A 26,362-nucleotide genomic window follows, 5' to 3' on the forward strand; every position below is an offset into this window, starting at 1 on the left:
CCTACCGCGACCTAACGACCGACCCTACATCACGCTTCAGGAAGCTCTTCGCCTCCCAACTGGAGGGGAAATAACCTTGCAACATACCCGCACAACGTAGAGTTAAAAGCATGGAACGTATTGAATCTCCCGTCTACCGCAGGCTTGGCAACTCCGGCCTCGTCGTACCCAGCGTCGGCATCGGCTGCAACAACCTCGGCCGCCCCGGCACCCCCACCCGCACCCAAGAAGGCACCAACGAAGTCATCGCCGCCGCAGTCGACGCCGGCATCAGCTTCTTCGACATCGCCGACCTCTACGGCGCCGAACCCGGCCTCTCCGAAACCATGTTCGGCACCGCCCTCACCCAGCTCGGCCTCGACCGCGACGAACTGACCATCGTCACCAAATTCGGTCTGCCCGTCGGCGACCTCAACGGCAACGACCGCAACGCCCGCGGATCCCGCCGCTACATCATGCGCGCCGTCGAAGGGTCCCTCCGCCGCCTCGGCACCGACTACATCGACCTGTACTTCTACCACAGCCCCGACCCCAACACCCCCATCGAAGAAACCCTCAGCGCCCTCGACCAGCTCGTACGCGACGGCAAAGTCCGCTACCTGGGCCACTCCAACTTCTCCGGCTGGCAGCTCGCCCACGCCGAACACTGCGCCCGTGAACTCGGCACCGAACGGTTCATCGTCGCTGAAAACCACTACAACCTGCTCGACCGCCGCGCAGAACTCGAAATCCTGCCCGCCGCACGGCACTTCGGCATGGGTGTGCTGCCGTACTTCCCTCTCGCTAACGGCCTGCTGACCGGCAAGTACCGCCGCGACAACATTCCCGCCGGTTCGCGCCTGTCCCACTCCAAGAAGAACGTGCTCGACGCCGCCAACTGGGACCAGCTCGAAGCCTTCCACACCTTCTGCACCGAGCGCGGCATCACCGAGGTGCAGGCGGCGTTCTCCTGGCTCGCGCAGCAGTCGCCGGTCACCTCCGTCATTGCCGGTGCGACCAGCGCCGAGCAGGTGCGCGCCAATGCACAGGCGGCATGCCTGCGCTTCGACGCTGAGGACCTCGCCGCCCTGGACGCCATCTTCCCGGCACCCGAGAAGATCGCGCTGTTCTAAACGCGGGCTCCCTCTCAAAGGGGCACTCAGGCGGTCGCACGTGTCGGCCGTAATATACGCTGAAAAATGTCCGTGGTGAGAAATAAATATCACCCGCCGAACGTTTTCGCTAGGATTAGGTGAGGTGTGTCTAACCTGACGCACCTCACCTAGCCCACTGACAGTGCTGAAGAACCACCAATGTCGGTGTAATCTCACCTAACCCCTCGGCATAAAGGACACCATGAGCGCACAGAGCACCGCCTCCACCCTGCCCCCTCTGGGCACCGGGAAGCACAGTCGATACCTCGGCATCATTGCACTCATCGCCACCTTCGGCGGTCTGCTCTTCGGCTACGACACCGGAGTGATCAACGGCGCGCTCGAACCCATGAGCCGCGAACTCGGCATGGACTCCACCGCCCAAGGCTGGGTCACCGGATCGCTCGCCTTCGCCGCCGCTATCGGCGCACTCGGATGCGGCCGCATCTCTGACCGGTTCGGCCGCCGAACCACCATCATTGGGCTCTCTACCATCTTCTTCATTGGTGCCCTGGCGTGCGTCTTCGCACCCAACGTCGCCGTGCTCATCATCGGGCGCACCCTGCTCGGCCTGGCGGTCGGTGGCGCCTCCGCCGTGGTGCCCGTGTTCCTCGCAGAGCTCGCACCCTACGAAATTCGAGGCTCCCTCTCCGGCCGCAATGAGCTCATGGTCGTGGGCGGTCAGCTTGCCGCGTTCATCGTGAACGCCCTCATCGGCAACGTATGGGGCGAGCACGACGGCGTGTGGCGCTGGATGTTCGCCATCTGCACCCTACCCGCCATCGGCCTGTTCGTCGGTATGCTGCGAGTGCCCGAGTCGCCGCGCTGGCTGCTGCGCGTCGGCAAGCGTGAGCAGGCACTGGCGGTTATGAAGCGTATTCGCTCCACCGAACGTGCAGAGGCTGAGATTGCCGACATCGAGCGCACCCTGCAGGCGGAGGCGACCACCTCCCAGAACACCGCGGTGGGTAAGGAAAGCGTGGGCGTGCGTGGCTGGTTCGTGCGCATCCTGCTCGTCGGTATTCTCGTTGGTGCGGGCCAGCAGCTGACCGGCATCAACTCGATCATGTACTACGGCATTAAGGTGCTCAAGGAAGCCGGTTTCAGCGAATCCGCGGCGCTCATTGCGAACATTGCGCCGGGTACGATTGCGGTGCTTGGTTCCATCCTGTCGCTGCGCCTGATGGAGCGTGTGCCGCGCCGCGTCATGGTCATTACCGGCTATAGTTCGACCGCGTTTTTCCACGTGCTGATTGCGGGCGCATCCATGCTGCTACCCGCCGATAATGCGGCGCGTCCCTGGATTCTGCTGGTGCTCATCGTCTGCTTTGTGGGCGCGATGCAGACCTGCCTGAACGTGTCGACGTGGGTGATTATGAGTGAGCTGTTCCCGCTGCGTGTGCGTGCGGCGGGTATGGGCATTTCGGCGTTTAGCGGCTGGATGATGAATGGTGTGCTGTCGCTGGCGTTCCCCGTGATTCTGGGTGCGGTCGGTCTGACCGGCTCCTTCATCGGCTTTGCCGTGGTGAACGTGGTCATTGCGTTGCTGATGTTCCGCAACCTGCCGGAGACTCGCGGCGTGAGCCTGGAGCAGGTGGAGCGCGGCGTGATGGACGGTAGCATCTACCCCTCCGCAGGCAAGCACTAGACCCGGCGGGTTTTTAGGTATAAATGAGGCGGGCGGCCCCTCCCCGGTGGAGGTGCTGCCCGCCTTGCACTATGTGTTGAGAGATTAGTCTGCAGGGTTCTCTGCGAGGAACTCGTCGAGGCCGATGCGGTAGCCGTCATCTTCGGCGCGTGCCTTACGAAGAGCCTCAATGTCGAGGAGCTCTTCGTACTCTTCCAGTAGCTTCAAATCTTCGTAGGAGATGAGCGCGGCAACAGTCTTACCATTGCGGCTGATGAGGGGACGTTCGCCGGAGAACACGGCTTCATTGACTTTGGTTCCGAGGTTGTCGCGGAGTTCTTTAAGAGTCGTGACATTGGAACGAGTCCGGTGAGTGGTGACAGTCATGACTGGTTCCTTTCTGGGGTTTGTCCGTTAGCTCCGAGGATAGTTCCTGTGCAGGTTCTATCCAGAGGAGCTACTTACATAGTACAACAATGTAAAGTATGTAAAAAGTGTACACTTTTTCTGCTAAGGTTAAGATTTAAAGCTCTGCCTGAAGGGTGCAGATGACTGCAAACCATGTCTCAAACCCCGTGTACCGGGTTGAATTGACGCGCAAAGCAGCGAAAGAACTAAAGAAAATCCAACGAGAAGACCGGACAGCCTTCGAGAAAATTATCGCCTGCCTCCGGTCCCTTGGCGATGACCCATATATGACGGGAGTCAAGAAGCTACAGGGCGAAGAAGGGTACAGGGCACGAGTAGGGAATTACCGCATTCTGTACACCATTGATAACGGTGCGGTTGTTGTTGAGGTCTTCCGAGTTGGTCATCGGCGAGAAGTCTATCGCGGCCTGTAGAGTGAGCGCGGCGTGAGCCTGGAGCAGGTGGAGCGCGGCGTGATGGACGGCAGCATCTACCCCTCCGCAGGCAAGCGCTAAACCCCGGCGGGTTTTTGGGCATGAATGAGGCGGGCGGCCCCTCCCCGGTGGAGGTGCCGCCCGCCTCGGGCGTCCCGTGACCCGCCGCCCCTCGCGGCGACCGCACCGTTCGTTGAATGAGAAGCAAGGAACCCCTACCCTGCGCCACCAATCCATAAGTGATACGGTCAAAGAAGAACTAATGGATTCACGTGCTGAAATGCACGCCCGACCCTGCACATACGCATCGCCCGGACGCCCGCATCCAGCACGCCACAACTCTATAACGAACACGGGTGAACAATGACTGAGAACGTACACAACGACTGGGACCTCCGAAGCGAAGAAGTGCAGAAAGACCAGGTAGCCGCCTACGACGCAATGCGCCGCCGCTGCCCCGTCGCCCACGACGAATTCATGGGCTACTCCGTCTTCAAAAACGCCGACGTACAGCACGTACTCGACCACCCCGAAATCTACTCCAACGTCGTCTCCACCCGCCACATCGCTGTCCCCAACGGCATGGACGCACCCGAACACACCACCTTCCGCGCCGTCAATGACAAGTACTTCACCCCCGAACGCCTCGAAAAGTTCGCACCCGTCATCCGCGACGCCGTGAAGACCCTCATCGCAGAACTGCCCCGCGGCGAAGAAGTAGACGTCATGCAGGGCTTCGGCCAGGCCTACGCAATGCGCGTACAGAATGCCTTCATGGGCTGGCCCGCATGCCTCGAACAGCCCCTCACCGAATGGATCGAGAAGAACCGCGTTGCCACCCTGCGCCGCGACCGCGAAGAAATCGCTAAGGTTGCCCTCGAATTCGACGGCTACATCCGCCAGCTGCTCGACGAACGCCGCGAGGACGCTGCCGCCGGCAACCCTAAGGACGTCACCGCCGAACTGCTCACCGACACCGTGCAGCTGCCCGGCGAAGAACCCCGCACCATGACCGACGAAGAAATCGTCAGCCTCATCCGCAACTGGACCGTGGGCGAGCTGTCCACCGTCTCCGCAACCGTGGGCGTATTCGTCAACTTCCTGGCACGCAACCGCGCCGAGCAGGACCGCCTGCGCGCATCCCTCGCCGACGGCAACGCACTCGATGACCGCAGCGAAATCGCCCTCGCCGTCGAAGAAATCATGCGACTCGAAGACACCCTCGTCACCAACCGCCGCATCACCACTCAGGACACCGAACTCGGCGGCCGCACCCTGCCCGCCGGCTCCCGCGTGACCATCAACTGGGCAAGCGCCAACCGCGACGAGGACGCCTTCGAAGACGCCCTCACCTACAACCCGCACCGCGACCAGTCCCGCAACCTCGTGTACGGCGACGGCATCCACGTCTGCCCCGGCGCGCCCCTGGCACGCCTGGAACTGCGCATCCTGCTCGAGGAGCTACTGCGCGGCACCGAGTCCATTGAGATCGCGGACGAGAGCGAGAAGCCCGCAACCGTGAACGCCGTGTACCCGGTCTCCGGCTACTCGGTCGTGCGCGCCATTTTCAACTAGGCACGAGACAGCCATAAAAAGTGCGAGGCGCCGAACCCCTGAGAATGGGGGTCGGCGCCTCGCGCTGTTAAGAGTAAATATAAGAGTGAATAGTAGGGTAGTGGCGGCCGGTATCAGCCGCGCACTATAGATAAAACAGAATATTCCCTGACGGCTATATAGCCTAGTGGGCTATCCAAAAAGCTGGATTTATCGGCCAGAACTCGTTGCCGAAGGCTTCACCGAAGAACCCGCAGAACCGCTCGCAGACGCACGAGCTGAAGCACTCGCAGAAGCAGAAGCCTCCGCCGCAGCCGATGCCGACTCCTCCGGGGACAGAGCCGTACCATCCGCATGAACACCAGCCATCGCCGGAGTCACACCATTCACGAAGCTCAACTTCGCCTGCTTGAACTGGTACTCGGGAGAGCAGGTCAGCTTATACTTCGAATTCGCCAGCTCGCGAATCGACTTCACATAATTCTGAGTCTCCTCGTACGGGGGAACACCGCCGTACTTCTCCACAGAACCCGGACCCGCGTTATAACCGGCGAGAACCACATCCTGTAGCTCATCCTCATTGGAGGCGTACTTCGCCAAACGAGTACGCAACTCAGCCAAGTAGCGTGCCTGTGCCGCAATCGCATCGTGCGGGTTCAGAACATTACCGCCATTGCCGAAGCTGTAGTGGCCGCCGCTCCACGCGTCATCAGTGAACTGTGCAATACCCTTAGCGCCCTGGTGGGACACAACGCCCACACGCCAGTGGCTCTCAGTCTCAATCTGCGCTGCCAGTACGCCGGGGCGGAAACCCGACACCTTAGAGCCCTCCTCAAAATCGGAGCGGAGAGCCGCCGGAGCATACGAAAGCTCCGTCATGCCGCAGTAATCGTCGTAGGTGGCTGCCAAGCCGGCAACACCGCCACCCAGAAGGACCGCAGAGGCAATAATCTGCCAATGCGCAAGAACCCCGGCGAGAAAGCGAAGCGGGAAAGCTTTACGCTGCCGAGGAGAAATTTGTTGATCCGCCGGAACGGAAATGTGGTTGGAGGCGCTCGTAGCGTTACGCTCGGAAGGGGCGCCCGAAGTGCTATCTGCCATTCCTATAGACTAGCGCACCATCGCCGTTTATGGTGAAAAAATTCCCCTCCGTTGAGGTGAAAACCATAGTCAGAGAGTTCTAGGCGCGTCTTTACCGGAGTCAACATCAAGTGCAGGTACAGACTCCGTGCACGTGAAGGATGACCCCACCCGGTACACCTTTGACAGGGAGCACCAGGCGGGGTCAATCCATGATGGGGAGCTTCAGGAGTCCCTAACGGTTCGTCACCACGATCTTGCCGGCGGCACCGCGCTCCATCTCCGAGAAGGAGTGATTCACGAACGTGTACGTGCCAGACTCTAGGAACTGCATCTCCACGAAGCCGCCCTGAGCGGGCGCCAAATCGAGTGCCTGGCTGTGGCCGTCACGGCTACCGAACGCATCTGCGCCGCGGCGCATCAGGTAGCCGCCCTCCTTGTAGACCGTGTCGAACTGCGAACCGACCACGTGGAAGCTCGTGCCGTGGTTCGGGCCCGCAGCCATTACCCAAACACGGATACGCTCGCCCTTCTTCACCTGCAGCGGCTTCGCCTTGTACTGGGTTGCGTGGCCGTTGAACATGGTCAGCGTGGGGGTGCCCGCCGCGATCAGCTCCGGCGAGTTCTCCGCCAGCTTGTTACCGTCGGAGGCGGTCTTGCCGGTGTCGTGCAGGTACGCCTCGCCCTGAACCATCACGTACTCGTGATCGACCGGGTCAAGGTCCGCCGGGTCAATGATGACCGCACCGTACATGCCCTGGGTCATGTGCAGGCTCAGCGGGGCGGTGCCGCAGTGGTACAGCCAGATACCGGCGCCCTTCGCCTCAAAACGGTAGACGAGACGCTCACCGGGGGCGATGGTCTTCATCGTGTTATCGGGGGAGACCATGCCCGCGTGGAAGTCCAGCGAGTGGCCCATCGTGCCGTTATTGATGAGTGTAATTTCAAAAATGTCGCCGACCTTGCCGCGCAGAATCGGTGCCATGTTCTGCCCGTTGAACGTCCACATGTGAACGGTCACGCCGGGCGCCACCTCGCGGTCGACTTCCTCAACTTCCAGGGTGACCTTGCGGACGGTCTTGCCGTTCACCTGCGTGGCGGTGTTCGGTGCCGGGATGTTCGGGTCGCGGTACTTGTAGCCGCTGCCGGGCGCTGCGGACATGTCAATCCTGCTGTTCGCAACGGTCATGAGGGTCGGGGTGCTACCCGACGCGGCGTGGTTGTGGTTGGTGTGGTCACCGGAAGCCACCTGCTGTGAGGACGCGCCGGTCGCCTTCACCTTGAACACCATGCCCAAGGAGCGGTGACCCGCCACGGAGCAGTAGCCTTCCTGGTCGGCGGTAATGACGCCGGCATCAACGGTTTTCGTTTCGCCGGGGTTGATGGTGCCGGTGGTTGCGCCGTTGTCGAAGGTCAGGTCGTGGGTCATGCCCTCATCGTCGTTGGTGACTTCAACGACCAGGCGGTTACCTGCGGGGACCTCCACCTCTGCGGGGGTGAAGCGGTAGTTGCTGGTCGCCTTCACCTGCACGGTGGTGGTCTGACCGGTCGCAGCCACGGAACCCGCCGAGGAGAACGACGGCAGGTTCAACGCGGACGGGTTCACCGCAAAACCCAGCAGGAACGCCATGGCAACCGCCAATGCCGCCTGGAAGCTCTGCTTGGCGTGCGGGACGGGTTCCGGGGTGAGCGCCTCCTGGTTGAAGACGGGCTTCTCGCCGCGGGCGCGTGCTGCCATCATTTCCTTGCGGGTGTTCACGGACGCCTTCACGCCGCGTACCATGAGCGGAATGAACGCCATGAGCGCCAACGCACCCACGATAGCGACGGCAATCTTAATGGACTGGCCCACCATGGAGCTGGGCATCATGAAGATCAGCAGCGCCAGGTTCACGGCGGTTACGCGTGCCGCCGCGAAACGGCTGAACTCCTTGTTGGAGGCGCGCACCACCGCCGGGCCGCCACCCATGCGCTGCGGCAGCAGGTAGCTCATCGCGCCGAGCAGCAGCTGCAGCAGGAAGCCGACCACAAAGATGGGGGTCACGGCGCGCATGTCCAGTTGCGCGAAGGGGACGGTCGCCACCAGGTAGGCAGTCGCTGCTACACCAACAATCAGCCAGAGGAAGCCCATACCCACGCTCATGGGCGGGTACTCGTTCGGGCGCTTGGTGCGCAGGGTACGCACCATCACCCAGGCGACAATCAGCAGGGCAACCAGGTAGACGACCAGGCCGGCTGCGGCGAGCGGACGCATCCCAAAAATCGCGCCGACAACGGTCAACGCCAAGCCACCGCACATCAGGTACAGGGCGCGCAGGCTGTGGGTGAGCGCCTTATCCACCATCTTGGTGCGCAGCATGGTCGGCCAGAACGTCACCAGCGTACCCACCGCGGTAATACCGACGAAGCCGAGCACGTTCACTGCCTCGTGCGCGAGCAGGAACTGCGAATGCAGGGTGCCGGACAGGTTCGGGTAGGCAATCATACCGCCAAACGCCGCACCGAGGGGCAGCAACAGCGCCGCAACAATGTAGAAGCGAATGGTCACACCGAACCGCGAGGGCAGAGCCTGACGCACCTGCTTCAGCAGGTAGATACCGTGCCAGGCGACCATCGAACCGACAATGAGGGCGCCCACCACCGTGGCGGCGTAGAGGCCGGGCACGCTCAGCTGACCGACCATGCCGATCATGAGCACGAGAATACCGGCGTTCAGAATGAAGATTCGGCGCACCTGGGTTCCGCGGTGCTCGTCAGGAATCTTGATTTTCATGAGCGCTTCGGTGAAGTGCTGCGACCAAATCAGAATCGAGTTCGTAATCAGGCCGAGGGTGATAATGTGCACCATCAGCCAGCCGCTATTCGGGATAAACCTGTGCAGCAGAAGTACGCCGACAAGGGTAAACATCCAGTGGGAGACCGGCTTGGAGGCGCGACGATGCCACGTACCGCGACCGGATGCGCGGCGTGCAATCTCTTCGGGGGTGAGGTTCGCGCCGGGCATATCAGCCGGACGCGCGCCAATGCTCAGGCCGGAGGAGCCGCCTCCGGAGACGCTTGCGGGCTTGCCGCTCGTGTTCTCACCTTCGGGTGGGGTGCCGAGATGTTCACTCACGTGATCACTGCTTTCACTGCTGGTTGTTCGTGGACGTCGGTGTGCGGGTTGGTATCGCTTGCCCCTGCGTTGGGGTGGGCCCTGCGCTAGGATAGGCGGAGTGCCAATAAGCCCATTATATTGCCCGGATAGTACCAATTTTGAAGACATGACGTGCATATGAAGGCGGTTCATATCGTGATAGTTGTGCTTGTGCGCTCGAGTGATTCTTCCCCTGCGATTCTTCCCCTGTGAATCTTCTCTCCAATGCACCCTTCACAGGTGCGCACGATAAACTATTAGGATTCCAAAATCAGATGCCCGCCCACCCTACGCGCGCATCCGCCGGCACCAAGGTAAGGACAAACACCTCGTGACAAGGACTGACTCCACCACCCCCATCTGGGGAAAAATCGCTATTGTGGCACTCATCCTCATTGTTGGCGGTGGATACGTCGTCAAAATGCTCACCAACCCCTTCAGCGGTATGGACTTCTCCATCTACCGTCTGGGTGCGATGACCATTTTCGATAACGAGGGCTTTACCCAGGACCTATACTCCCCGACCCTGAACGATCACGGCGTGATTAAGCCGCCGTTCACGTACCCGCCGTTCGCGGCAATGCTGTTCTTGCCGTTCGCGTTCATGCCCCTGGAGGTTGGCAAGGTCATTATGGTGGTCGGTTCGGCTGTGGTGGCGTGGTGGATTTCCACGATCATTTACAACTACGTGAATGCGCGCGGCCGCGAACTGCCCCTGCAGCAGTACTTTGGTCGTGCCGGCACGATTGCGATGCTGACCATTCTGGTGGTGGCGGCGGGCCCGTGGCAGCGCACCCTGGACCTGATTCAGATTAACCCGTTCATTACGGCGCTGATCCTTGCCGATTTTGTGCGCCCGGCGACCCGCGTGCCGCGCGGCGTGCTGATTGGTATTGCGGGCGGCGTGAAGCTGACCCCGCTCGTGTTTGGTCTGATTCTGCTGGTCCGCCGCGACTGGAAGGGCATTGCGACCCTGGGTGCGACGTTCTTCGGCACCATTGCGCTGGGTTTCATTCTGATGCCTAAGGACGCGCCGGAGTTCTGGTTCTCCGCGCTGACGAACCCCTCCCGTGTGGGTGGCCTGAACTTTGTGGATAACGTCTCGATTCAGGGTTGGCTGCTGCACTTCGGTCTCTCTGAGAGCGCTGCGAAGCCGGTCTACTACGCCCTGGCGCTGGTCACGATTGTGCTGACCGCCGCACTGCTGTACCAGCTGGAACGCCGCGGTGCCGCGCTGGCGCAGGTGGCGGTGACCGCCTCCTTGATGGTGGCGCTGTCGCCGATTAGCTGGTCGCACCACAACGTGCTGCTGCCCCTGCTGGCTGCCGTGTTCATCCTGGATGCGTTCCCCACCTATTTTGCGGTTCAGCCGGCGTGGCTGCGGGTGACGGCGACCGTGTTCGCGGTGGTTGCGGTGTTGGGCCTGTACCTGTCGCCGATTAGGATTGCGTCCTGGTTCCACGGTAGCGCTGATGGTTTGGAACAGCTGGCTCCGGGCGCGTTGGCGGTTTCGGCTATTCCCGCGTTCTGCCTGTGGGTGACGATGACGCTCTGGTCGGTTGCCGCCCTGAGCGCGCCGGTGCGTGGCGCGAAGGTTGAGCCCGTGCAGTACGGTTCCGTGCGTAGCGACGCGCCTCTGGGCTGGTGGGGCGCTCGCGCCCTGGTGACCGAGAGCGCCGAGTCTGTGCGTGCCGCTGATTCTCGTGAGGCAACCGCGTGAGCCGCGAGAAGGAACTAGAAAAGACCCTCGTGAAGAATACTGATAAGAACTTAGCTACGACCGCGGAGAATACCGAGGTGGCTGCACCGAGGATTCCCTGGGCTTCGGCTGGCTCTACTACTGCACCGGTTGCGGAACCGGCTGCTGAAAGCGCTGTAGAAAGCGCGGAGCCTGCCGCAGAGCCCACAAAACCTGCGCGTCGCAGCTTCTTTGACCGCATCCCCGGCATGCGCAGCGGCGCTCTCTGGGCGCACCTGCTGTTCATCCTGGTTGCCCTCTACGCCTTCGACTACGTGACGCACGCGGCGGCTGACGATATTTACGTGTACCGCCTGGGTGCTGTCTCCCTGGCGGACGGCCCGGACGGCTACCAGCTGTACACCTTCCGCACGCGCGGCCTGCCGTTCACCTACCCACCGTTTGCGGCGTTGCTCTTCTACCCGCTCGCGTTCCTCACCGAGCCGCAGAGCATGCTGCTGATTACCGCCATTATTTGTGCGCTCAGCTACTGGTGCGCGTACCTGCTGTACTCCTACGCCCGTAGCCGCTCGTGGCGTCTGCCGTTGCAGAAGCACCTGGGTCATTGGGGTATGGTGTCGCTGATTGCGGCGCTGATTTGGATGTGCGGCCCGTGGCGTTTGACCACGCATTTTGGGCAGATTAACGCCATCATTCTGATGCTGATTCTCGCCGATTTTATGCGCCCGGCAACCCGCGTTCCGCGCGGTGTGCTGCTGGGTATTGCGGCGGGTATTAAGCTGACCCCGCTCGCGTTCGGTCTGTTGCTGCTCATGCGTAAGGACTGGAAGGGCATTGCGACCCTGGGTGCTAGCTTCGCCGCGACCGTGGGTATCGGCTTCCTGGTGATCCGTGAGGAGTCGCTGACGTTCTGGTTCCACGCGGTGCGTGACACTTCGCGTGTGGGCTGGTTCAGCTACTTCGATAACGTATCGATTATGGGTACGCTGACCCACGCAGGCCTGCAACATCACCTGACGGCTACCGCCCTGTCGGTGGTGCAGGTGGCGTTGACCCTGCTGATTGTGCTGGTCACCGCGGTTCTGCTGGTTCCGCTGATTCGTGCCCGCGCGCTTATGGCGCAGCTGGCGCTGACCGCGTTCATGATGCTGCAGATTTCGCCGATTAGCTGGTCGCACCACAACACCTGGTACCCGCTGATGCTCGCCGCCGTGATCATGGAAATCTTCCCGCTCATGTACCAGCGGGTCAGTTCCTTCGTCTTCACGCTGGCTGTTATCTTGGCGACCGCGGCGCTGGTGGGCATGTACATTTCGCCGTTCTGGATTGTGCTGGCGCTCTCCCCGCACTTCAACGCGGATCAGATTCTGATGGTGCCCGAAGGCTCCCTGGGCCTGATGGCTGGCACCATGCCGTACCAGCTGATGTACCTGTTTATTCTGGTGACGTTCTTTGTGTACCTGGCGAATCGTCAGCTGGTGGAGCGTGCGGCACGTGCCGCGGGCGCCGAGCTGGCGGAGGCGAAGTACTCCCGCTAAAGCGGCGGGCGCCTCCAACAGGTGCACAGGCTTCACCGGGTATAAAAGTATCCCCCGCACCCATCACGGGCGCGGAGGATACTTTTATACCCAGCCTACTGACCTAGTCAGTCACGCTGCTAGTTAGTGCCGATGCTCCAAGTAATGTTGGAGTCGGTACGAACCTGCATGTAGCTCTTGTTGCTCTGAACCCACTGCATGCTGCTCTTCACGGTCGGGATGGTCGAGGAGAAGAACGGGTCGTTCTTGGTCGCGTTCAGAACGGTGAAGCCGCGGGTGGTCGGGCCGCTGGTCTGGAACTCCATGGTTGCCTCGGTGCCTTCGTAGGTGAAAGCGTAGAAGTTCATGGTGCTCTGGAACTTCTCACCCTTCTTGTAGTGGGGTGCGGAGTCTGCATCGTAGACGCGGATGGTCCACTCGCCCTTACCGGTCAGCTCCAGCTTGCGGGTGGGGGTGGAGTGGCCGCTCGCGTCAATCCACGCGGTGCCCTTGAGCTCCTTGCCGTCGCGGGTGGAGTCGATAACGCTCACACCCGAGGCGATGTTGCCCTTATCGTCACGGCTGGTGATGAAGGCGTTGACCACACCGTCTGCGGGCTTGAACTCGTAGTAGAGCAGGCCTGCGGACACATCGCCCTTGATCTTCTCAATGTCGATGGTGTCCTTGTTGTCGGCGACGGTCTTCTTGTATTCCTTGAACTCACCCTCGGGCATCTTTGCTTCAGCAGCAGCGATGGGTGCTGCGGAAGAAGCGGAAGTACCTGCTGCCGCGCTCTCAGATGCGGGCGCTGCGGAAGAAGCCTCAGAGGATGCCGCCGCGGAGGACGCCTCAGCGGAAGTAGCCGCCGCGCTCGATGCTGCCGCAGAATCGGAGGTGGGGTTCGAGCCGCCACGCGGAATCAGCATGACAATCGCCAGGATGATAACAATCAGCAGAGCCAACGCACCACCGATAACACCCCAAATCTTGGTGCCGGAGAACAGACCCTTCTTCTCGGAGTCGTCCTCGCCCTGACCTGCGGGCTCGGTGACGTAGGGGTTGCTCAGTGCCACGGTTGCCTGGTCCTGATCGGACACCTGACCTGCGTAGGGCTGCTGAGCGTTGTACGGCTGACCCTGGTAGGGGTTGTTCTGGTACTGGCCGCCCTGGACATTCTGGCCGTCCTGGAAGCCCTGACCCTGGTACTGGCCACCCTGGAAGTTCTGGCCCTGGAAGCCTTCAGCCTGGTTCGGCTGGAAGCCGTTCGGTGCCTGACCTGCCGGGATGAACTGTGCGTTCTGGCCGGGCTGCATGTTCTGACCGGGCTGTTCCGAGAGGTTCACGGTACGCTCGGACAGGTTGACGGTGCGCTCGGTTTCGGGGGTGTGGAACTCAACGAGCGGGGAGCTCTCGATGGTGTGGGCAGCCTCTTCGGTGGAGGCGGGAGTCTCAGCTGCGGGAGCATCAGCGACCGGTTCAGCTGCCGCCGGTGCCTCGGGGGCAACCTCGGCGACGGGCTCAACAACAACGGGCTCTGCAACAGGTTCGGAAACGACCGGCTCAGAAGCGGCGGGCTCGGAAACAGCGGGCTCTGCAACCGGAGCCTCAACAACGTGCGCCTCAAAGGGCTGCTCGGAAGCAACCTGCTCAGCTGCGGGAGCTTCAGCCACAGCCTTTTCAGCCACAGCCTTTTCAGCCGCAGTCTCTTCAACGGAAGCCTGCGGGGTCAGAACCTGCTCGGGCAGAGCGGTACCGGTCAGCGGAACCTGAGTCAGGTGACGCATCGGCTTGGGCTCGGAGGATTCCTCAGCGGACTCAGCCGCGGGTGCCTCTACCTGCTGTGCCTCAACGTGGGATGCCTCAGTCTGGGGCGCTGCCACCTCCGGAACCTCGACGACCTGTTCACCTTCGAGCTCAGCGGCGAGCTGCTCCAGGTCAACGTCCTCAACGGTCAGCGGTGCCGCAACCTCAGCAGGCTGCTCAGCCTCAACGGCAGGCTCAGCGACTACGGGCTCAGCAACCTGCTCAGCGGGAGCTGCCTCAGCAGCGGGCTCCTCGGGAATCAGCGGCTCAATAGTAGCCTCTTCAACCTGAATGGGTTCGGGCTCGGGCTCTTCGACCCACAGCTGCCAACCTTCAGGAACGGGACCCCACGCGGGGTCGGGGCGCCACGTAGGAGTGGGGGCCCATCCGGCAGGAGGAGCGGGCCAGTTGGGCGGCGGATTGAAGACGAGTGCCATAAGAAAGCAGCCTTTCTGGTGCTGAAAAAACACCCCGGAAGAGCGGTCATCAGCGACTATGTATATGAGCGTATTGTCGCTACAAATTATGGCATAGGTTCAGAAAATGAACCCCGTGAATGGTGGGTTTTTAGCCTTATTCACGGCTTTTTCAATGGTTTTGGAACATTCCGTATCAATCAGTACTTGAAGGTTGCCGCATGCCCGGTCACCATCGAGCCCGCGGAGGCTAGGATTAAAGAATGAACACGACACCGCCTCCCGCACCCCCGCAGGTAGCCGCCGGAACCCCCGCTGCTCCTGCGCCTGTTGCAGGTCTTGCCTACCACCGCCTCTCCCACGCCGACCCGAAATCCCGCTGGTTCTCACCCCTGCTGGAAGGTCTGCTCGGCGTCGCCGTATTTATTGGCCTCAACCTGATCATTTCAGTTGCCCTGGCTGTGGCGATTATGGGTTCGGGACTTTCCCTCCAGGATGTAGCTACGAACCGCGCCGTCATTATGGAACACCCGGCGCTGTTCGCCCTGACCTTCCTCTCCCTGATTGCCATTGTGCCTTCGCTCTTTTTGGCGCGCCTGGTCGTGGGCCCGAAGCCCTGGGGTCTGATCCATTCGGTGGCGGGCCGTCTGCGCCGCTCGCTACTGCTTCCGTACCTGGGTTTGAGCTTCGCTGTCTACGGCATCTACTACGCCGTGATGCTGGCGTTGAGCGGTGAGAGCCTGCCCGAATACCGCTATTTTCAACCTCCACAGGTTGAATTTTGGGTTTATGTGGCGATGATGCTGCTCCTGGTACCCGTGCAGTGCTACGCCGAAGAGCTCGCCTACCGCGGCTTCATGATGCAGATGCTGGGCCGATGGCTCCGCACCCCCTGGCTACCGATTGTGCTGCCCGCCGTGCTGTTCATGCTCTCCCACGCCTACGATCCCTGGGGTCAGAGCACGATTCTCGCGATGGGTATTTACGCGGGTTTCCTCTGCTGGTATACCGGCGGTCTGGAAGCCTCCATCAGCCTGCACGTGGCAAATAACGTGATCCTGATGCTGCTGTCCATGGTGGCTGGTCTGGATCCGTTCGCCTCCGAGGGCGTGACCCCCGTGGATGCACTGCAGGGTATCGCTCTGGAAGGCGTGTACGTGGTGCTCGCCTGCCTGATCTTCAACGCACGCGCTCGCCGCGGTGAGGTTTCACGTGAAACACAGCCGCTCAAGGTTGATAAATAGGCTATTTGGCGGGTTGCTCTAGCTCAGCTACCCCAGCCCGCCCGCCCGCTCCATTCGAGCCTCACCAGGGCTATTGCTCCACGCCGCGTGGATTATCGGCCCCGGTCACCCCGTCAACACCCAAGAAAAGGTAGGGTTAAACCATGACTGTTGATGCTGTAAAAAATATTGAAGACCTCGCCGCATTCGTGGCGGAGTCGCCGGTCTCTTACCTCGCCGCGCGCACGGTAGCGCGCCGCCTGCAAGCAGCGGGCTTCACCGAGCTCGTAGAGACCGAAGCATGGGACCCGCAGATCGCAACCGGTCGCCACTTCGTCGTCCGTGACGGCGCGATTATCGCCTGGGCTGGCGGCGCGAAGGCGCAGAAGGCAAGCGGCTACCGCGTGCTGGGTGCGCACACCGACTCGCCCTCCCTGAAGGTCAAGCCTTCCTCATCCATCACCACGAAGGGCTGGCACCAGATTGCCGTGGAGAACTACGGTGGTGCACTGCTGAACTCCTTCCTGGACCGCGAGCTGTGCGTGGCGGGCCGCCTCACCGTCCTTGAGGGCGGCGAGCTGAAGGACCGCCTGGTGCGCACCGGCGCGATTGCGCGCATCCCGCAGCTGGCGCCGCACCTGGATCACAAGCGCAACGAACTGGTGCTGGACAAGCAGTTCAACATGTACCCCGTGTGGGGTGTGGATCCGGCGGAGAACGACGTGCTCGGCTATATGGCGAAGCACGTGATTGACGGTGAGCCGGTCGACCCGCAGAGCATCGTGGGTTACGACCTGCTGTTCGCTGATTCGCAGCCGCCGCGCCGGTTTGGTGCGGATCAGGAGCTGTTCGCTTCCGGTCGCCTGGATAACCTGTCTTCGGTGCACGCGGGTTTGACCGCCCTGGAGCGTTACGTTGCCGATAACGCGGATGAGCACGCTACTGAGACTGTGATGCTTGCGGCGTTCGACCATGAGGAGCTTGGTTCGGAGTCGCGTAGTGGTGCGGCTGGCCCGTTCCTGGAGGATATTTTGGTGCGCCTGTCCGCTGCGCGCGGTGAGAGCACGGAGGAGTACCGCCGTTCGGTGGCGTCGTCGTTCTGCCTGTCGGCTGATGCCGGTCACCTGGTGCACCCAAACTATCAGGGTCACCACGACCCGACCGTTCAGCCGCTGCCCGGTGGTGGCCCGCTGCTGAAGATTAACGCGAACCAGCGTTATGCGACGGATTCGGTGGGTGCTGGAGTGTTTGCGGCGGCGTGCGCGAAGGCTGGTGTGCCGTATCAGGAGTTCGTGTCGAATAACAATATGCCGTGTGGTTCGACGATTGGCCCGATTACGGCGACTCGCCTGGGTATGCGCACCGTGGATGTGGGTATTGGCCTGCTGTCGATGCATTCGATGCGCGAGATGTGCCATGTGGACGACATGGCGTACATGACGCGCGCGGTGGAAGGGTTCTTCCGCCTCTAAATTGAATCCCGCTGAGGTATGAACAGCTGGGGAGTGGGCGCCGGGAACATAAGGTTCCCGGCGCCCTTATTTTTAAAAATTTTTCGGGGGGGGGGGGAGTGTTTACCTCTTGAATAGGGTTCATGTTTGCTGTAAAGTAACCCACAATACGTAATATACGTGTTGCACATTACTTGTTTTTGAGAAGTTTTCACCAATGATGGTGCGCCATCAGCTCGTCACCGGCGTAGCGAGCGAACCCCAATATGAAAGGCGGTTCCCATGTTCTTCGATATTTCTCTGATCCCGCTGGCGGTTTTGATCCTTGTGGGTCAACTGAAAAAAGCACCACCAAGGTTGCTAAACAACCCTAGCTATCAAAAGGAGAGGGAGCAGGTGCTAAAGCACCGGCGCATCCTGGATACGCTCGGCGTGGGTTTTGCTCTTGCCCTGATGATTATTCAGTGGGGTAACCCCGCGTTATCGCTTGCCTTTCAGGCGTTCGTTATTTGGTTGATTCCCAGCCAGCTGTATGATCTCTGGCAGAAGTTCAATGTGCCGCGTGGGGTACTCTTCGCGTGTGCTATCGCGCTGATTGTTATTGAGTTTGGGTTGGCGCTCCTGCCCTAACCTGCACCCTATAACAGTTGTGGCGGTGACCGAACAACGGTCACCGCCACAACTATTTTATTTTTAAGGTGAGACAGACTCAGATTAGACGGGGTTCGATTAGACAGGGTTGTCGGGGCTGGGCAGGGTTACCACCTCAGACCAGCGAGTATCTTTAGCGGCCGCACGGTTCGCGTCGCTCTTCTGCTTCACATCGGCTGGCGCCTGCTGCGCCCACAACTCAAAAGCAACAATGTAGTTCTCGGGGTAGTTTGCCGCGAGCAGCTCCTGGCGGGTCGGGAAGTACTCCTTACCCTCTCGAATATCGACGTAGTTGCTTGCCTTGTAGGGGTCTACGCTCTGGATGTCAGCGCGCGGGCCGGAGGCTACCTTTCCGCTTGCCACGTTATTGTCATCGATAGCGCGTACCCATGCCGCGGCGTAGGTGTGATCGGCCTTGTTCTTCTCGTACAGTGCCAGGCACTCGGCTCCTGCTGATTCAGCTTCGGCGCGGGTGGGGAAGTTCGCCTGGTTGCGCACAACATGCCGCGCGGAGACGTAGGAGGGCAGTGAAGTGCCACGGTCGGCGCTGATGGCTTCCTGCTGCTTGAGGGTTTCAGCTTTCGCGGCTTCGTCAGGTTCAAGGCAGGGGGTGGAGGTCTTCTTCGCCGCGGAAGAGGAAGCGGACCCGGTGGCGCTTGAAGCTGACGGGGAGGAAGTCACGGTTGTGTTCGAGGGTGCGGGAGTATTTGATGCAGTGCTGGTGGAGCTACCGCAGGAGGCAAGAAGTAGGGGAAGAATCGCCAGCGCGGCACTGCGTCGTAGACCGATGGAACGGAACGAAAGAAAAACAGGGGTGTGGGTCATGAGACCACCTCACAAGAGGGATGGAACGATATATTGCGTCTAAACATACCCAAATATTTGATATGTGGTCAATGGAAAATACCATCTTATTTTTAAAACCCACACTCTAGACACAAGGTGCGCTACCCAGTAGTCTTAAGGTTCTGACCTGCTTAAATATGTGGTAGATGGGGTAAGAGTGCGGAGGCTTTGCGGGTCGCCTACCTATCCCAGTATTGGCTTTGAGGCTTAATGGATACGAAAAACAACATTGAGGCTATGCGTTCGGTGTTCCGCTACTAGCTTTTTATGCTACTGAAAGGAAATGGCATCATGAATTCTACTTATAAGATGTTCGCCGTAAATGAGAAAATAATTTTGTATATCTTATTTCTCATTGTATTGCAATTTTTCTATATTTTCCCAACTGCCCTGTATGCAGATTTCTATAGATTTGTATCGCCATGTGATAGGTGGCAAAGTGCATATTTCGACTATATACCCTTCTTTGTGGTGGGAGTTGTATCAGCTAGCTTATGGCAGACTTTTAGTATGTGGCTGGGTGTAAAGCTTCGTATAGGAATTTTTTGGATCGCATCGCTATATTTAGTTTTTAAAATGTATGGGACTTATGAAATTTTAAAAGGCAATATCTTAAGTTCATGTAAAGTCCCTACAGAATATATGCATGGAATATTGTGGCCATATGATTTACAGGCATTCATTCTCTGGGGTCCCGATATTATCTCATGCGTTATTTTTATAGCAGTTTTTATTGCATGTTCTAAGCGTAGCTACTGGGTGCCAACCCTCGCAGCTATAGCCGCATTTGTTGTGCAGTGCGTCATCTTGGTACTGCTCTGGGAATACGTTAGGGGACTTATCTATTTCCTCCTGCAGTAGCGTTGGGCTGTTGAGGTTGCAGGCTTTGATGGAGCTGAAGGTTGTGCCATGGGCGCCCTGACCGTGACCCTCCGGGCATGTTGGTTTCTGTTGATTATCGAGTAAATAGCAATATCTGACGCTGGTGTTTCGGTGCCATGGTTGCCTCAAGAGCCCGGTGGCTTCCGTGTTTACGCAAGTCAAGGCGCTGAACAAACTTGTTTATCGATTTTCCTCCGAGGTGTTGGCTTTTAAAAAATAAACATATTTTTCTCTTGACCATGTATCAAAACTGCCCGTATAGTGAGGGTCAATTCGGTATGTTCCAGCCCACAATGAGGTGACATTATGGCCCTGAATTCTAGGACCCCCAACCACCGTTATAACGCACTGCGATACGGCGCCGCTCTCTTAACCCTGCCCCTGTTCCTTGCCGCCTGCGGCGGTGCGAACACCGCGGCAAGCAGCGCCTCCTCACCCTCCACGGCGAGCGCCTCAGCAACGGCAAGCACCACGCCGCCCGTCAGCTGCTCCTCATACTCTGCCGAAGATCTCGCATCAGCAGAAGCCGCCAAGCCCGTCCCGCGCACCGATGAACAATACCCCGCGTACATCCAGTACCGGCACATCCTCGCAGACGGCGCCCACATTATTGAGCCCAGCGAAATCGACAGCAAGTGCCACGCCGCACTCAAAGCAGGGCGCAGCACCCTCCCCGAATACGTTCAAAACATCGATACCTACAACGCTCAGCCCAGCGTCGGAGTCACCGACCCCTTCGCCGGTAGCGAGTATCGAGACATCAAGAACCGCAACGAATTCATCCCCCACCGCGCAGACCTGGAAGAAGCCGCCTACCCCGAGATGATTATTCGTCTCTACGAAAAGTGGTACGAGGCAGCCCCCGCAGACATCAAGACGCTCAGCGACGCGAACCGTGCACGATTCCTCGCCACAAGCACCTACCAGCAGTGGAAGGCTCAGCCCCAAACCCCCAGCAGCGCCCGCCCATAAACCCACTCACGCATAAGCCCACGCAAAAACAGTTGTGGCGGTGACCGAACAACGGTCACCGCCACAACTCCTTAAATGCTCATTACCGGGCTTATTTTTTTGGGGGGAGGGGCTACTTGCCCTTCACCTCGCGTGCCAGAGCCAGCAGCTCCTCATGCACGGTCGTATCGCCCGTAACCTCCGGGTGGAAAGAAATACCAATCAGGTTGCCCGAACGCACACCCACAGTCTTCCCCTCATGACGAGCCGTCACCTGCACACCCTCACCAGTGCCAGTCACAATCGGCGCACGAATAAACGCCGTATCAATAACCACCTCATCACCGGCAGGGGTCAGCCACGGCAGGCGCACCTCCGCAGAATCAACCTGCGAACCAAAAGCGTTACGACCCACCGAAACATCCAAAACACCCAGCGACTGCTGACCCGGCGCCGGATCATCAATACGCTTCGACAACATAATCAGGCCAGCACACGTACCCAGAGTCGGCAGGCCCGAAGAAATCGCCTCAATCAGCGGCTCACGCACACCAAAAATGCGAGTCAAACGGTCAATCGTCGACGACTCACCACCCGGCAAAACCAGCGCATCCAGGCCCTCAAGCTGCTCACCGGTACGCACCCAACGCACCTGAGCGCCCAGAGACTCCAGCATCTCCGCATGCTCACTCACGCCGCCCTGCAACGCCAAAACACCAACCGTCAAACCCTCACCCGGCAAAACACCGGTAGGCTGAACCTTCTCAACCATCACCGCTCCCTTCACAAAACAACAAACACAACAAACACAAGGAGGGTGGGACCCGCCTCAGCGAACCCCACCCCCTCATCAAACACTCACCCCGAATGCGGGGTGCGCGCACGAATTACCAGCCGCGCTCCGCCAGGCGGTGCGGTGCCGGAATGTCAGCAACGTTAATGCCGACCATAGCCTCACCCAGGCCGCGAGAAGCCTCAGCAACCTTCTCCGGGTCATTGTAGAAAGCAGTAGCCTTCACAATAGCCTTCGCACGAGCAACCGGGTCGCCCGACTTGAAAATACCGGAACCAACGAACACGCCGTCAGCACCGAGCTGCATCATCATCGCAGCGTCAGCGGGGGTAGCCACACCACCAGCGGTGAACATCACCACGGGCAGCTTACCGGTCTGAGCAACCTCACGAACCAGCTCGTACGGTGCAGCCAGTTCCTTAGCCTTCACGTACAGCTCGTCGGGCATGGTGTTGTACAGGCCCTGCAGCTCAGCAATCTGACGCTTAATGGTGCGGATGTGCTTGGTCGCCTCAGAGACGTCACCGGTGCCAGCCTCGCCCTTCGAACGGATCATAGCGGCACCCTCGGTGATACGGCGCAGAGCCTCACCCAGGTTGGTAGCACCACACACGAAAGGCACCTTGAACTGGTGCTTATCAATGTGGTTCACGTAGTCAGCGGGGGAAAGAACCTCAGACTCGTCAATGTAGTCGACCTTCAGGGTCTCCAGAATCTGAGCCTCAACGAAGTGGCCGATGCGTGCCTTCGCCATGACCGGGATCGAAACAGCATCAATGATGCCCTCAATCATGTCCGGGTCAGACATACGAGCCACGCCGCCCTGCGCACGAATATCCGCGGGAACGCGCTCGAGAGCCATGACGGCAACAGCGCCAGCATCTTCAGCGATCTTAGCCTGTTCGGGGGTGACGACGTCCATGATGACGCCGCCCTTGAGCATGTCGGCCAGGCCGCGCTTAACAAGCGGGCTGCCGGTTACGGTGTTGTTATCAGTCATGACCTTATCTTCTCACGTTCTGAGTGTTCGCGCGCACTCACGGAGGCGGATTTTCTGTTCTCTGACACAGTACGACCCCAAGTTCACGTCAGAATGACACAAAACGTCATGAAACATACCCGCACCCATCAATTAGACAGCACCACCGGCGAGCGCAGGAAATAAAACCGCGGGTGTACTCTTTAACCTCTGAAGTACACCGGAGACCCCCAGCAAAGGAACAGCATGCTCGAAGTCGTTATCGCACTATCCCTCGCTGTCCTCATAGGCAACGTGATCGCACACAAAACGCGGATCACCCCCGCCATTGTGCTGATTTTCATTGGCCTGGCTATCGGCATTATGCCCGCCCACGAACTGCACGAAGTCCAGAGTATCGGCCTGCCGCCGCACGTCATCCTCGAAATCTTCCTGCCCATCATGCTCTTCTGGGAAGCCCGCCACACCTCATGGCGTGAGGCACGCAACCGCATCCGCGGCGTGATCCTCACCGGCACGCTACTGGTTATCGTGACCGCCTTCGGTGTCGCCGGGATTCTGCACGAGCTCATCGGCGTGAGCGCCTGGGGTGCGGCACTGCTCATCGGCGTGGCGCTCGCACCCACCGACGCGGTCGCCGTCGCAACCCTTAACGGCAAACTCCCCAAGTCCTCCATCACCACCCTCAAAGCGGAGGCGCTCATCAACGACGGCACGACCCTCGTGCTGCTGACCCTCGCGCTGCAGGTAGCCGCCGGGCAGGGGCTCTCCCTCGGCCACTCCAGCGGCATGTTCTTCTTCTCCTTCCTCATCGGTATTCTGGTCGGTCTGGCGGTCGGCTGGGTAGCCAACAAGATTCGTGCCCACATCGACAACCCAATGTGGTTCACCTGCTTCATGCTGACCGTGCCCTTCATCGCGTTCCTGCTCGCGGAGAAGATCGAGCCTTTCCCCGACATGAAGGGCTCCGGCGTGGTTGCTGTCGTGATTGCGGCGTTCTTCCTCACCTACTACAGCCCGGACACCATCAAACCGCAGAACCGCACCTACGGTCTGCCCACCTGGGCGTTCGTCACCTTCGTCATGAACGCCGTGCTGTTCGTCATGGTTGGCGTGCAGCTGCCCACCGCCGTGGAACGTATGGGTGTCACCATCAACCTGTACGGCACCACCTGGAGCTACGGCCTGCTCGTTGTGCTGGTCGCCTGGATTGCCTGCGTTGCCATTCGTTACGTATTCCTGCAGGCGTCCATCTTCACGATTCGACTGCTTGACCGCAGCGAAAAGCAGCGCACCCTGCGCACCACCCACCGCGGCCGCGTCGTATCCACCATGGCTGGTTTGCGTGGAGGTGTCTCCCTGGCGGTGGCGCTGTCCATCCCGGCGAGTGTTGAATACCGCGACTTCGTGATTTTCGTGGTGTCCGGCGTGGTGCTGTGCTCCATGGTCGTCCAGGGCATGATGCTGCCCGCCGTGATCCGCTGGGCGAACCTGCCGGTCGACAACAGCGAAGAAGAAGAGATGAACGAAGCAATCCGCACCCTGATTGCCGAGTCCTTCGACTCCATCCAGGAGATCGGCGGACGCATCAACGCCCCGCAGGAAGTCATCGACCGCATCGCGGAAGAGCACATGTTCAACATGAGTATGTACCGCAACCTGCACACCCTGCACATGCACGGCGACGACACCCCCGAGAACGTGCTGAAGGTGCTCGAAGCGCACGAAAAGGAAAAGGAACTGCGCCTGGGCGTGCTCGAAGTTCAGCGTGACATCCTTAAGCGTCTGCGTGACGAAGGCAGAATCGACACGAACGTACTGCACCAAATCCAGGAACGCCTGGACATCGAGGTCATGCGTGTGCTCGGCCCGCTTGAGCTCGAATAGCTCACGCTCCTACGCATGAGGCGAGGCGCCCCACCCCGAATGGCGGGGGAGGGGCGCCTCGCCGTTTTATGGTGCCACTGCGTCTGTGCACCCTCCCACATCTGTGCACCCCGTGCAACAACAGGTTTTGCTCACGATGAGCATCTACCCACCCGCGTTGAACATCGGTAAAATATAAAAGTTACGCCCGCACTCACCTCCACGCGGAAGCCTCAACGGCCCAGGGAACGAGCAAGACATTTCGGGCGCCCCGGCACCCGCACATTCGCGGACATCAGCCGTCTATCTGACGCACACAAGTGACCGGACCACACAGACCAAGGAACCTATGACGTCCCACCAGACTGAAAACAACGCACCCAAAAACGGCGCACCCGCCACAGGAAACCGCCCGCACGGTCCCCACGGCCCGCACGGCGCAAGCGAAGACCCGCAGAACATCTACCTGCTCAAAGACGCCCCCATCCTCAAGGCGCTCCTCTCCCTCGGCGTGCCCATGGCACTCGGCCTCGCCATCACCAGCATCTACAACGTGGTGAACTCCTACTTCGTCGGCCACTACGGCGGCACCGAAGACCTCGCCGCCACCAGCTACGGCGTGCCCGTCTTCGGCGTCATCATGGCAATCGCAGGCCTGTTCGGCCTGGGCTCCTCAACCCTCGCCTCCCGCAAGCTCGGTGAAGGCCAGCCCGCCCACGAAATTCACCGCGTCACCTCCTTCGCCCTCTACTCGGCGCTCGGTGCCGGTATCGTCGCGGCGGCTATCGGCTTCATCCTCGCCGACCCGATCACCAGCATCATGGGTGCATCCGGCGGCTCCTACGAACCGACCCGCATCTACGTGCACCTCATGTTCCTCGGCGCGCCCCTCGCTATCGGCATGTTCACCCTCGAACAGCTCGTCCGATCCGAAGGCTACGCCAAGCAGTCCATGTACGGCATCATCGTCGGCACCGTCGTCACCTGCATCTTCGACGTGCTGTTCATCGCCATCATGGGCATGGGCGTCGCAGGTGCCGGTTGGGCGATGCTGCTGGCGAACGGCGCATCCATGCTGTACTACCTGCTGTTCCTGATGCGTCAGAGCGAGAACTTCTCCGCAAACATCCGCGACTTCTCCCTCGACCCCGCCATCATCAAGCCCGTGGTCGCGGTCGGTGCTGCTGAGCTCATTCAGAGCCTCAACCTGATCTTCGCCGCCCTGCTGCTGAACAACCTCGCCGCCTCCTACGGTGACGACACCGTCGCGGCGTTCGGCCTGGCAATGCGCCTGAACATGGTGCCCGAAATGCTGTGCATGGGCCTGTGCATGGGCGGTATCCCGCTGTACGCCTACGCGTACGGTGCCCGCAACGGCGTCCGCGTGAAGGAGGCGCTGCGCACCGCAACGATCCTGTCCGTGGCGACCTCCGCAATCATCACCATTCCGGTGCTGATTTTCCGCCGTGAACTGCTCGCCGTGGTTGGCGATGCAAGCCTCATCGATACCGGCGAAGAGGTCATGATCGCGCTCATGCTCGCCGCCGTGTTCAACGCGGTCAGCATCGTGTTTGTGTCTTGGTTTCAGGCGTCCGGTAAGGGCGGCCCGGCAATGCTGATGACCATCGGTATTGCGTTGCTGTTCTTCCCCGCCGTGTACTTCGGCAACATGTGGTTTGGATTTAAGGGTCTGACCTGGGCGTTCCCCTTCACCCAGGTGCTCGCCTGCGTGCTGGGTCTGGTGCTGTTCCTCGCCACGGGTGGCGCGAAGGTACCGCCCGCTGAAGCTGAGGTTGAGACTGAAGGTTCTGAGGATTCGGGCGTTCAGGATGCTCAGGTTTCTGGCGCACAGCCCGAACAGAAGGCATAGTCCTCGGTCTGCAAAAGCATAGTAAAAGCNCNCACCACCGACG

General features: G+C 60.1%; 20 protein-coding genes. 13 read left to right on the forward strand and 7 right to left on the reverse strand.

Annotated elements, in window-relative coordinates:
• Positions 1–110: 110 nt before the first annotated feature.
• The gene (locus ROTMU0001_RS07635) at positions 111–1,112 is read left to right on the forward strand and encodes an aldo/keto reductase (RefSeq protein WP_005509045.1); all 1,002 of its coding nucleotides are present in this window, start codon (positions 111–113) and stop codon (positions 1,110–1,112) included.
• A gap of 223 nt (positions 1,113–1,335) precedes the next feature.
• Positions 1,336–2,781, forward strand: coding sequence for a sugar porter family MFS transporter (locus ROTMU0001_RS07640; RefSeq protein WP_005509046.1), 1,446 nt, complete (start codon positions 1,336–1,338; stop codon positions 2,779–2,781).
• Positions 2,782–2,865: 84 nt separating this feature from the next.
• On the opposite strand, the gene ROTMU0001_RS07645 is transcribed toward ROTMU0001_RS07640, so the two are convergent.
• Positions 2,866–3,147, reverse strand: coding sequence for a type II toxin-antitoxin system prevent-host-death family antitoxin (locus ROTMU0001_RS07645; RefSeq protein WP_005509047.1), 282 nt, complete (start codon positions 3,145–3,147; stop codon positions 2,866–2,868).
• 161 nt (positions 3,148–3,308) lie between these two features.
• On the opposite strand from ROTMU0001_RS07645, the gene ROTMU0001_RS07650 reads away from it, so the two are divergent.
• Positions 3,309–3,602 (forward strand): type II toxin-antitoxin system RelE family toxin, encoded by a 294-nt coding sequence (locus ROTMU0001_RS07650; RefSeq protein ID WP_044143528.1) that lies wholly within the window; start codon positions 3,309–3,311, stop codon positions 3,600–3,602.
• Positions 3,603–3,965: 363 nt separating this feature from the next.
• A complete protein-coding gene (locus ROTMU0001_RS07655; RefSeq protein ID WP_005509049.1) occupies positions 3,966–5,177 on the forward strand; it encodes a cytochrome P450 in 1,212 nt (403 codons plus the stop codon).
• Positions 5,178–5,366: 189 nt separating this feature from the next.
• Here ROTMU0001_RS07655 and ROTMU0001_RS09250 read toward each other — a convergent pair whose 3' ends face one another.
• On the reverse strand, positions 5,367–6,257 hold the full coding sequence (locus tag ROTMU0001_RS09250; protein WP_005509050.1) for a lytic transglycosylase domain-containing protein: 891 nt from the start codon (positions 6,255–6,257) through the stop codon (positions 5,367–5,369).
• A gap of 214 nt (positions 6,258–6,471) precedes the next feature.
• The gene (locus ROTMU0001_RS07665; protein ID WP_005509051.1) at positions 6,472–9,351 is read right to left on the reverse strand and encodes a multicopper oxidase domain-containing protein; all 2,880 of its coding nucleotides are present in this window, start codon (positions 9,349–9,351) and stop codon (positions 6,472–6,474) included.
• Positions 9,352–9,703: 352 nt separating this feature from the next.
• Between ROTMU0001_RS07665 and ROTMU0001_RS07670 the strand changes: the two genes are divergently transcribed.
• Positions 9,704–11,092 (forward strand): glycosyltransferase 87 family protein, encoded by a 1,389-nt coding sequence (locus ROTMU0001_RS07670; protein ID WP_005509052.1) that lies wholly within the window; start codon positions 9,704–9,706, stop codon positions 11,090–11,092.
• Positions 11,089–12,609: a glycosyltransferase 87 family protein gene (locus ROTMU0001_RS07675; protein ID WP_005509053.1), complete on the forward strand. Its 1,521-nt coding sequence runs from the start codon at positions 11,089–11,091 to the stop codon at positions 12,607–12,609. The genes ROTMU0001_RS07670 and ROTMU0001_RS07675 overlap by 4 nt, the downstream gene beginning before the upstream one ends.
• 119 nt (positions 12,610–12,728) lie before the next feature.
• On the opposite strand, the gene ROTMU0001_RS07680 is transcribed toward ROTMU0001_RS07675, so the two are convergent.
• The gene (locus ROTMU0001_RS07680) at positions 12,729–14,828 is read right to left on the reverse strand and encodes a hypothetical protein (protein WP_005509054.1); all 2,100 of its coding nucleotides are present in this window, start codon (positions 14,826–14,828) and stop codon (positions 12,729–12,731) included.
• A 242-nt stretch (positions 14,829–15,070) separates the two neighbouring features.
• Between ROTMU0001_RS07680 and ROTMU0001_RS07690 the strand changes: the two genes are divergently transcribed.
• The 3 genes from ROTMU0001_RS07690 (at position 15,071) to ROTMU0001_RS07700 (ending at position 18,111) form a co-directional block, all read left to right on the forward strand.
• Complete coding sequence (locus ROTMU0001_RS07690; protein WP_005509056.1) at positions 15,071–16,051, forward strand: CPBP family intramembrane glutamic endopeptidase; 981 nt, start codon at positions 15,071–15,073, stop codon at positions 16,049–16,051.
• Between the two features lie 143 nt (positions 16,052–16,194).
• Positions 16,195–17,502, forward strand: coding sequence for a M18 family aminopeptidase (locus tag ROTMU0001_RS07695; RefSeq protein WP_005509057.1), 1,308 nt, complete (start codon positions 16,195–16,197; stop codon positions 17,500–17,502).
• A 261-nt stretch (positions 17,503–17,763) separates the two neighbouring features.
• The gene (locus ROTMU0001_RS07700) at positions 17,764–18,111 is read left to right on the forward strand and encodes a hypothetical protein (protein WP_044143530.1); all 348 of its coding nucleotides are present in this window, start codon (positions 17,764–17,766) and stop codon (positions 18,109–18,111) included.
• Positions 18,112–18,210: 99 nt separating this feature from the next.
• Here the strand turns inward: ROTMU0001_RS07700 and ROTMU0001_RS07705 are convergent, their stop codons facing one another.
• Entirely contained in the window at positions 18,211–18,957 is a 747-nt protein-coding gene (locus tag ROTMU0001_RS07705) for a hypothetical protein (RefSeq protein WP_005509061.1), read from the reverse strand.
• Positions 18,958–19,269: 312 nt separating this feature from the next.
• Here ROTMU0001_RS07705 and ROTMU0001_RS07710 point away from each other — a divergent pair, with 312 nt between their 5' ends.
• Both ROTMU0001_RS07710 and ROTMU0001_RS07715 read left to right on the forward strand, forming a co-directional pair.
• Entirely contained in the window at positions 19,270–19,839 is a 570-nt protein-coding gene (locus ROTMU0001_RS07710) for a hypothetical protein (protein ID WP_044143532.1), read from the forward strand.
• 327 nt (positions 19,840–20,166) lie between these two features.
• Entirely contained in the window at positions 20,167–20,832 is a 666-nt protein-coding gene (locus ROTMU0001_RS07715) for a hypothetical protein (protein ID WP_005509062.1), read from the forward strand.
• A gap of 112 nt (positions 20,833–20,944) precedes the next feature.
• Here ROTMU0001_RS07715 and pdxT read toward each other — a convergent pair whose 3' ends face one another.
• Both pdxT and pdxS read right to left on the reverse strand, forming a co-directional pair.
• Complete coding sequence (gene pdxT / locus ROTMU0001_RS07720; protein ID WP_005509064.1) at positions 20,945–21,583, reverse strand: pyridoxal 5'-phosphate synthase glutaminase subunit PdxT; 639 nt, start codon at positions 21,581–21,583, stop codon at positions 20,945–20,947.
• A gap of 115 nt (positions 21,584–21,698) precedes the next feature.
• On the reverse strand, positions 21,699–22,604 hold the full coding sequence (gene pdxS / locus ROTMU0001_RS07725; RefSeq protein ID WP_005507298.1) for a pyridoxal 5'-phosphate synthase lyase subunit PdxS: 906 nt from the start codon (positions 22,602–22,604) through the stop codon (positions 21,699–21,701).
• A gap of 225 nt (positions 22,605–22,829) precedes the next feature.
• Here pdxS and ROTMU0001_RS07730 point away from each other — a divergent pair, with 225 nt between their 5' ends.
• Positions 22,830–24,470 (forward strand): Na+/H+ antiporter, encoded by a 1,641-nt coding sequence (locus ROTMU0001_RS07730; RefSeq protein ID WP_005509065.1) that lies wholly within the window; start codon positions 22,830–22,832, stop codon positions 24,468–24,470.
• Positions 24,471–24,798: 328 nt separating this feature from the next.
• The gene (locus ROTMU0001_RS07735; RefSeq protein ID WP_005509066.1) at positions 24,799–26,319 is read left to right on the forward strand and encodes an MATE family efflux transporter; all 1,521 of its coding nucleotides are present in this window, start codon (positions 24,799–24,801) and stop codon (positions 26,317–26,319) included.
• Positions 26,320–26,362 lie beyond the last annotated feature (43 nt).

The organism is Rothia mucilaginosa ATCC 25296, from assembly GCF_000175615.1.
In the GTDB taxonomy this organism is placed as follows: Bacteria; Actinomycetota; Actinomycetes; order Actinomycetales; family Micrococcaceae; genus Rothia; species Rothia mucilaginosa.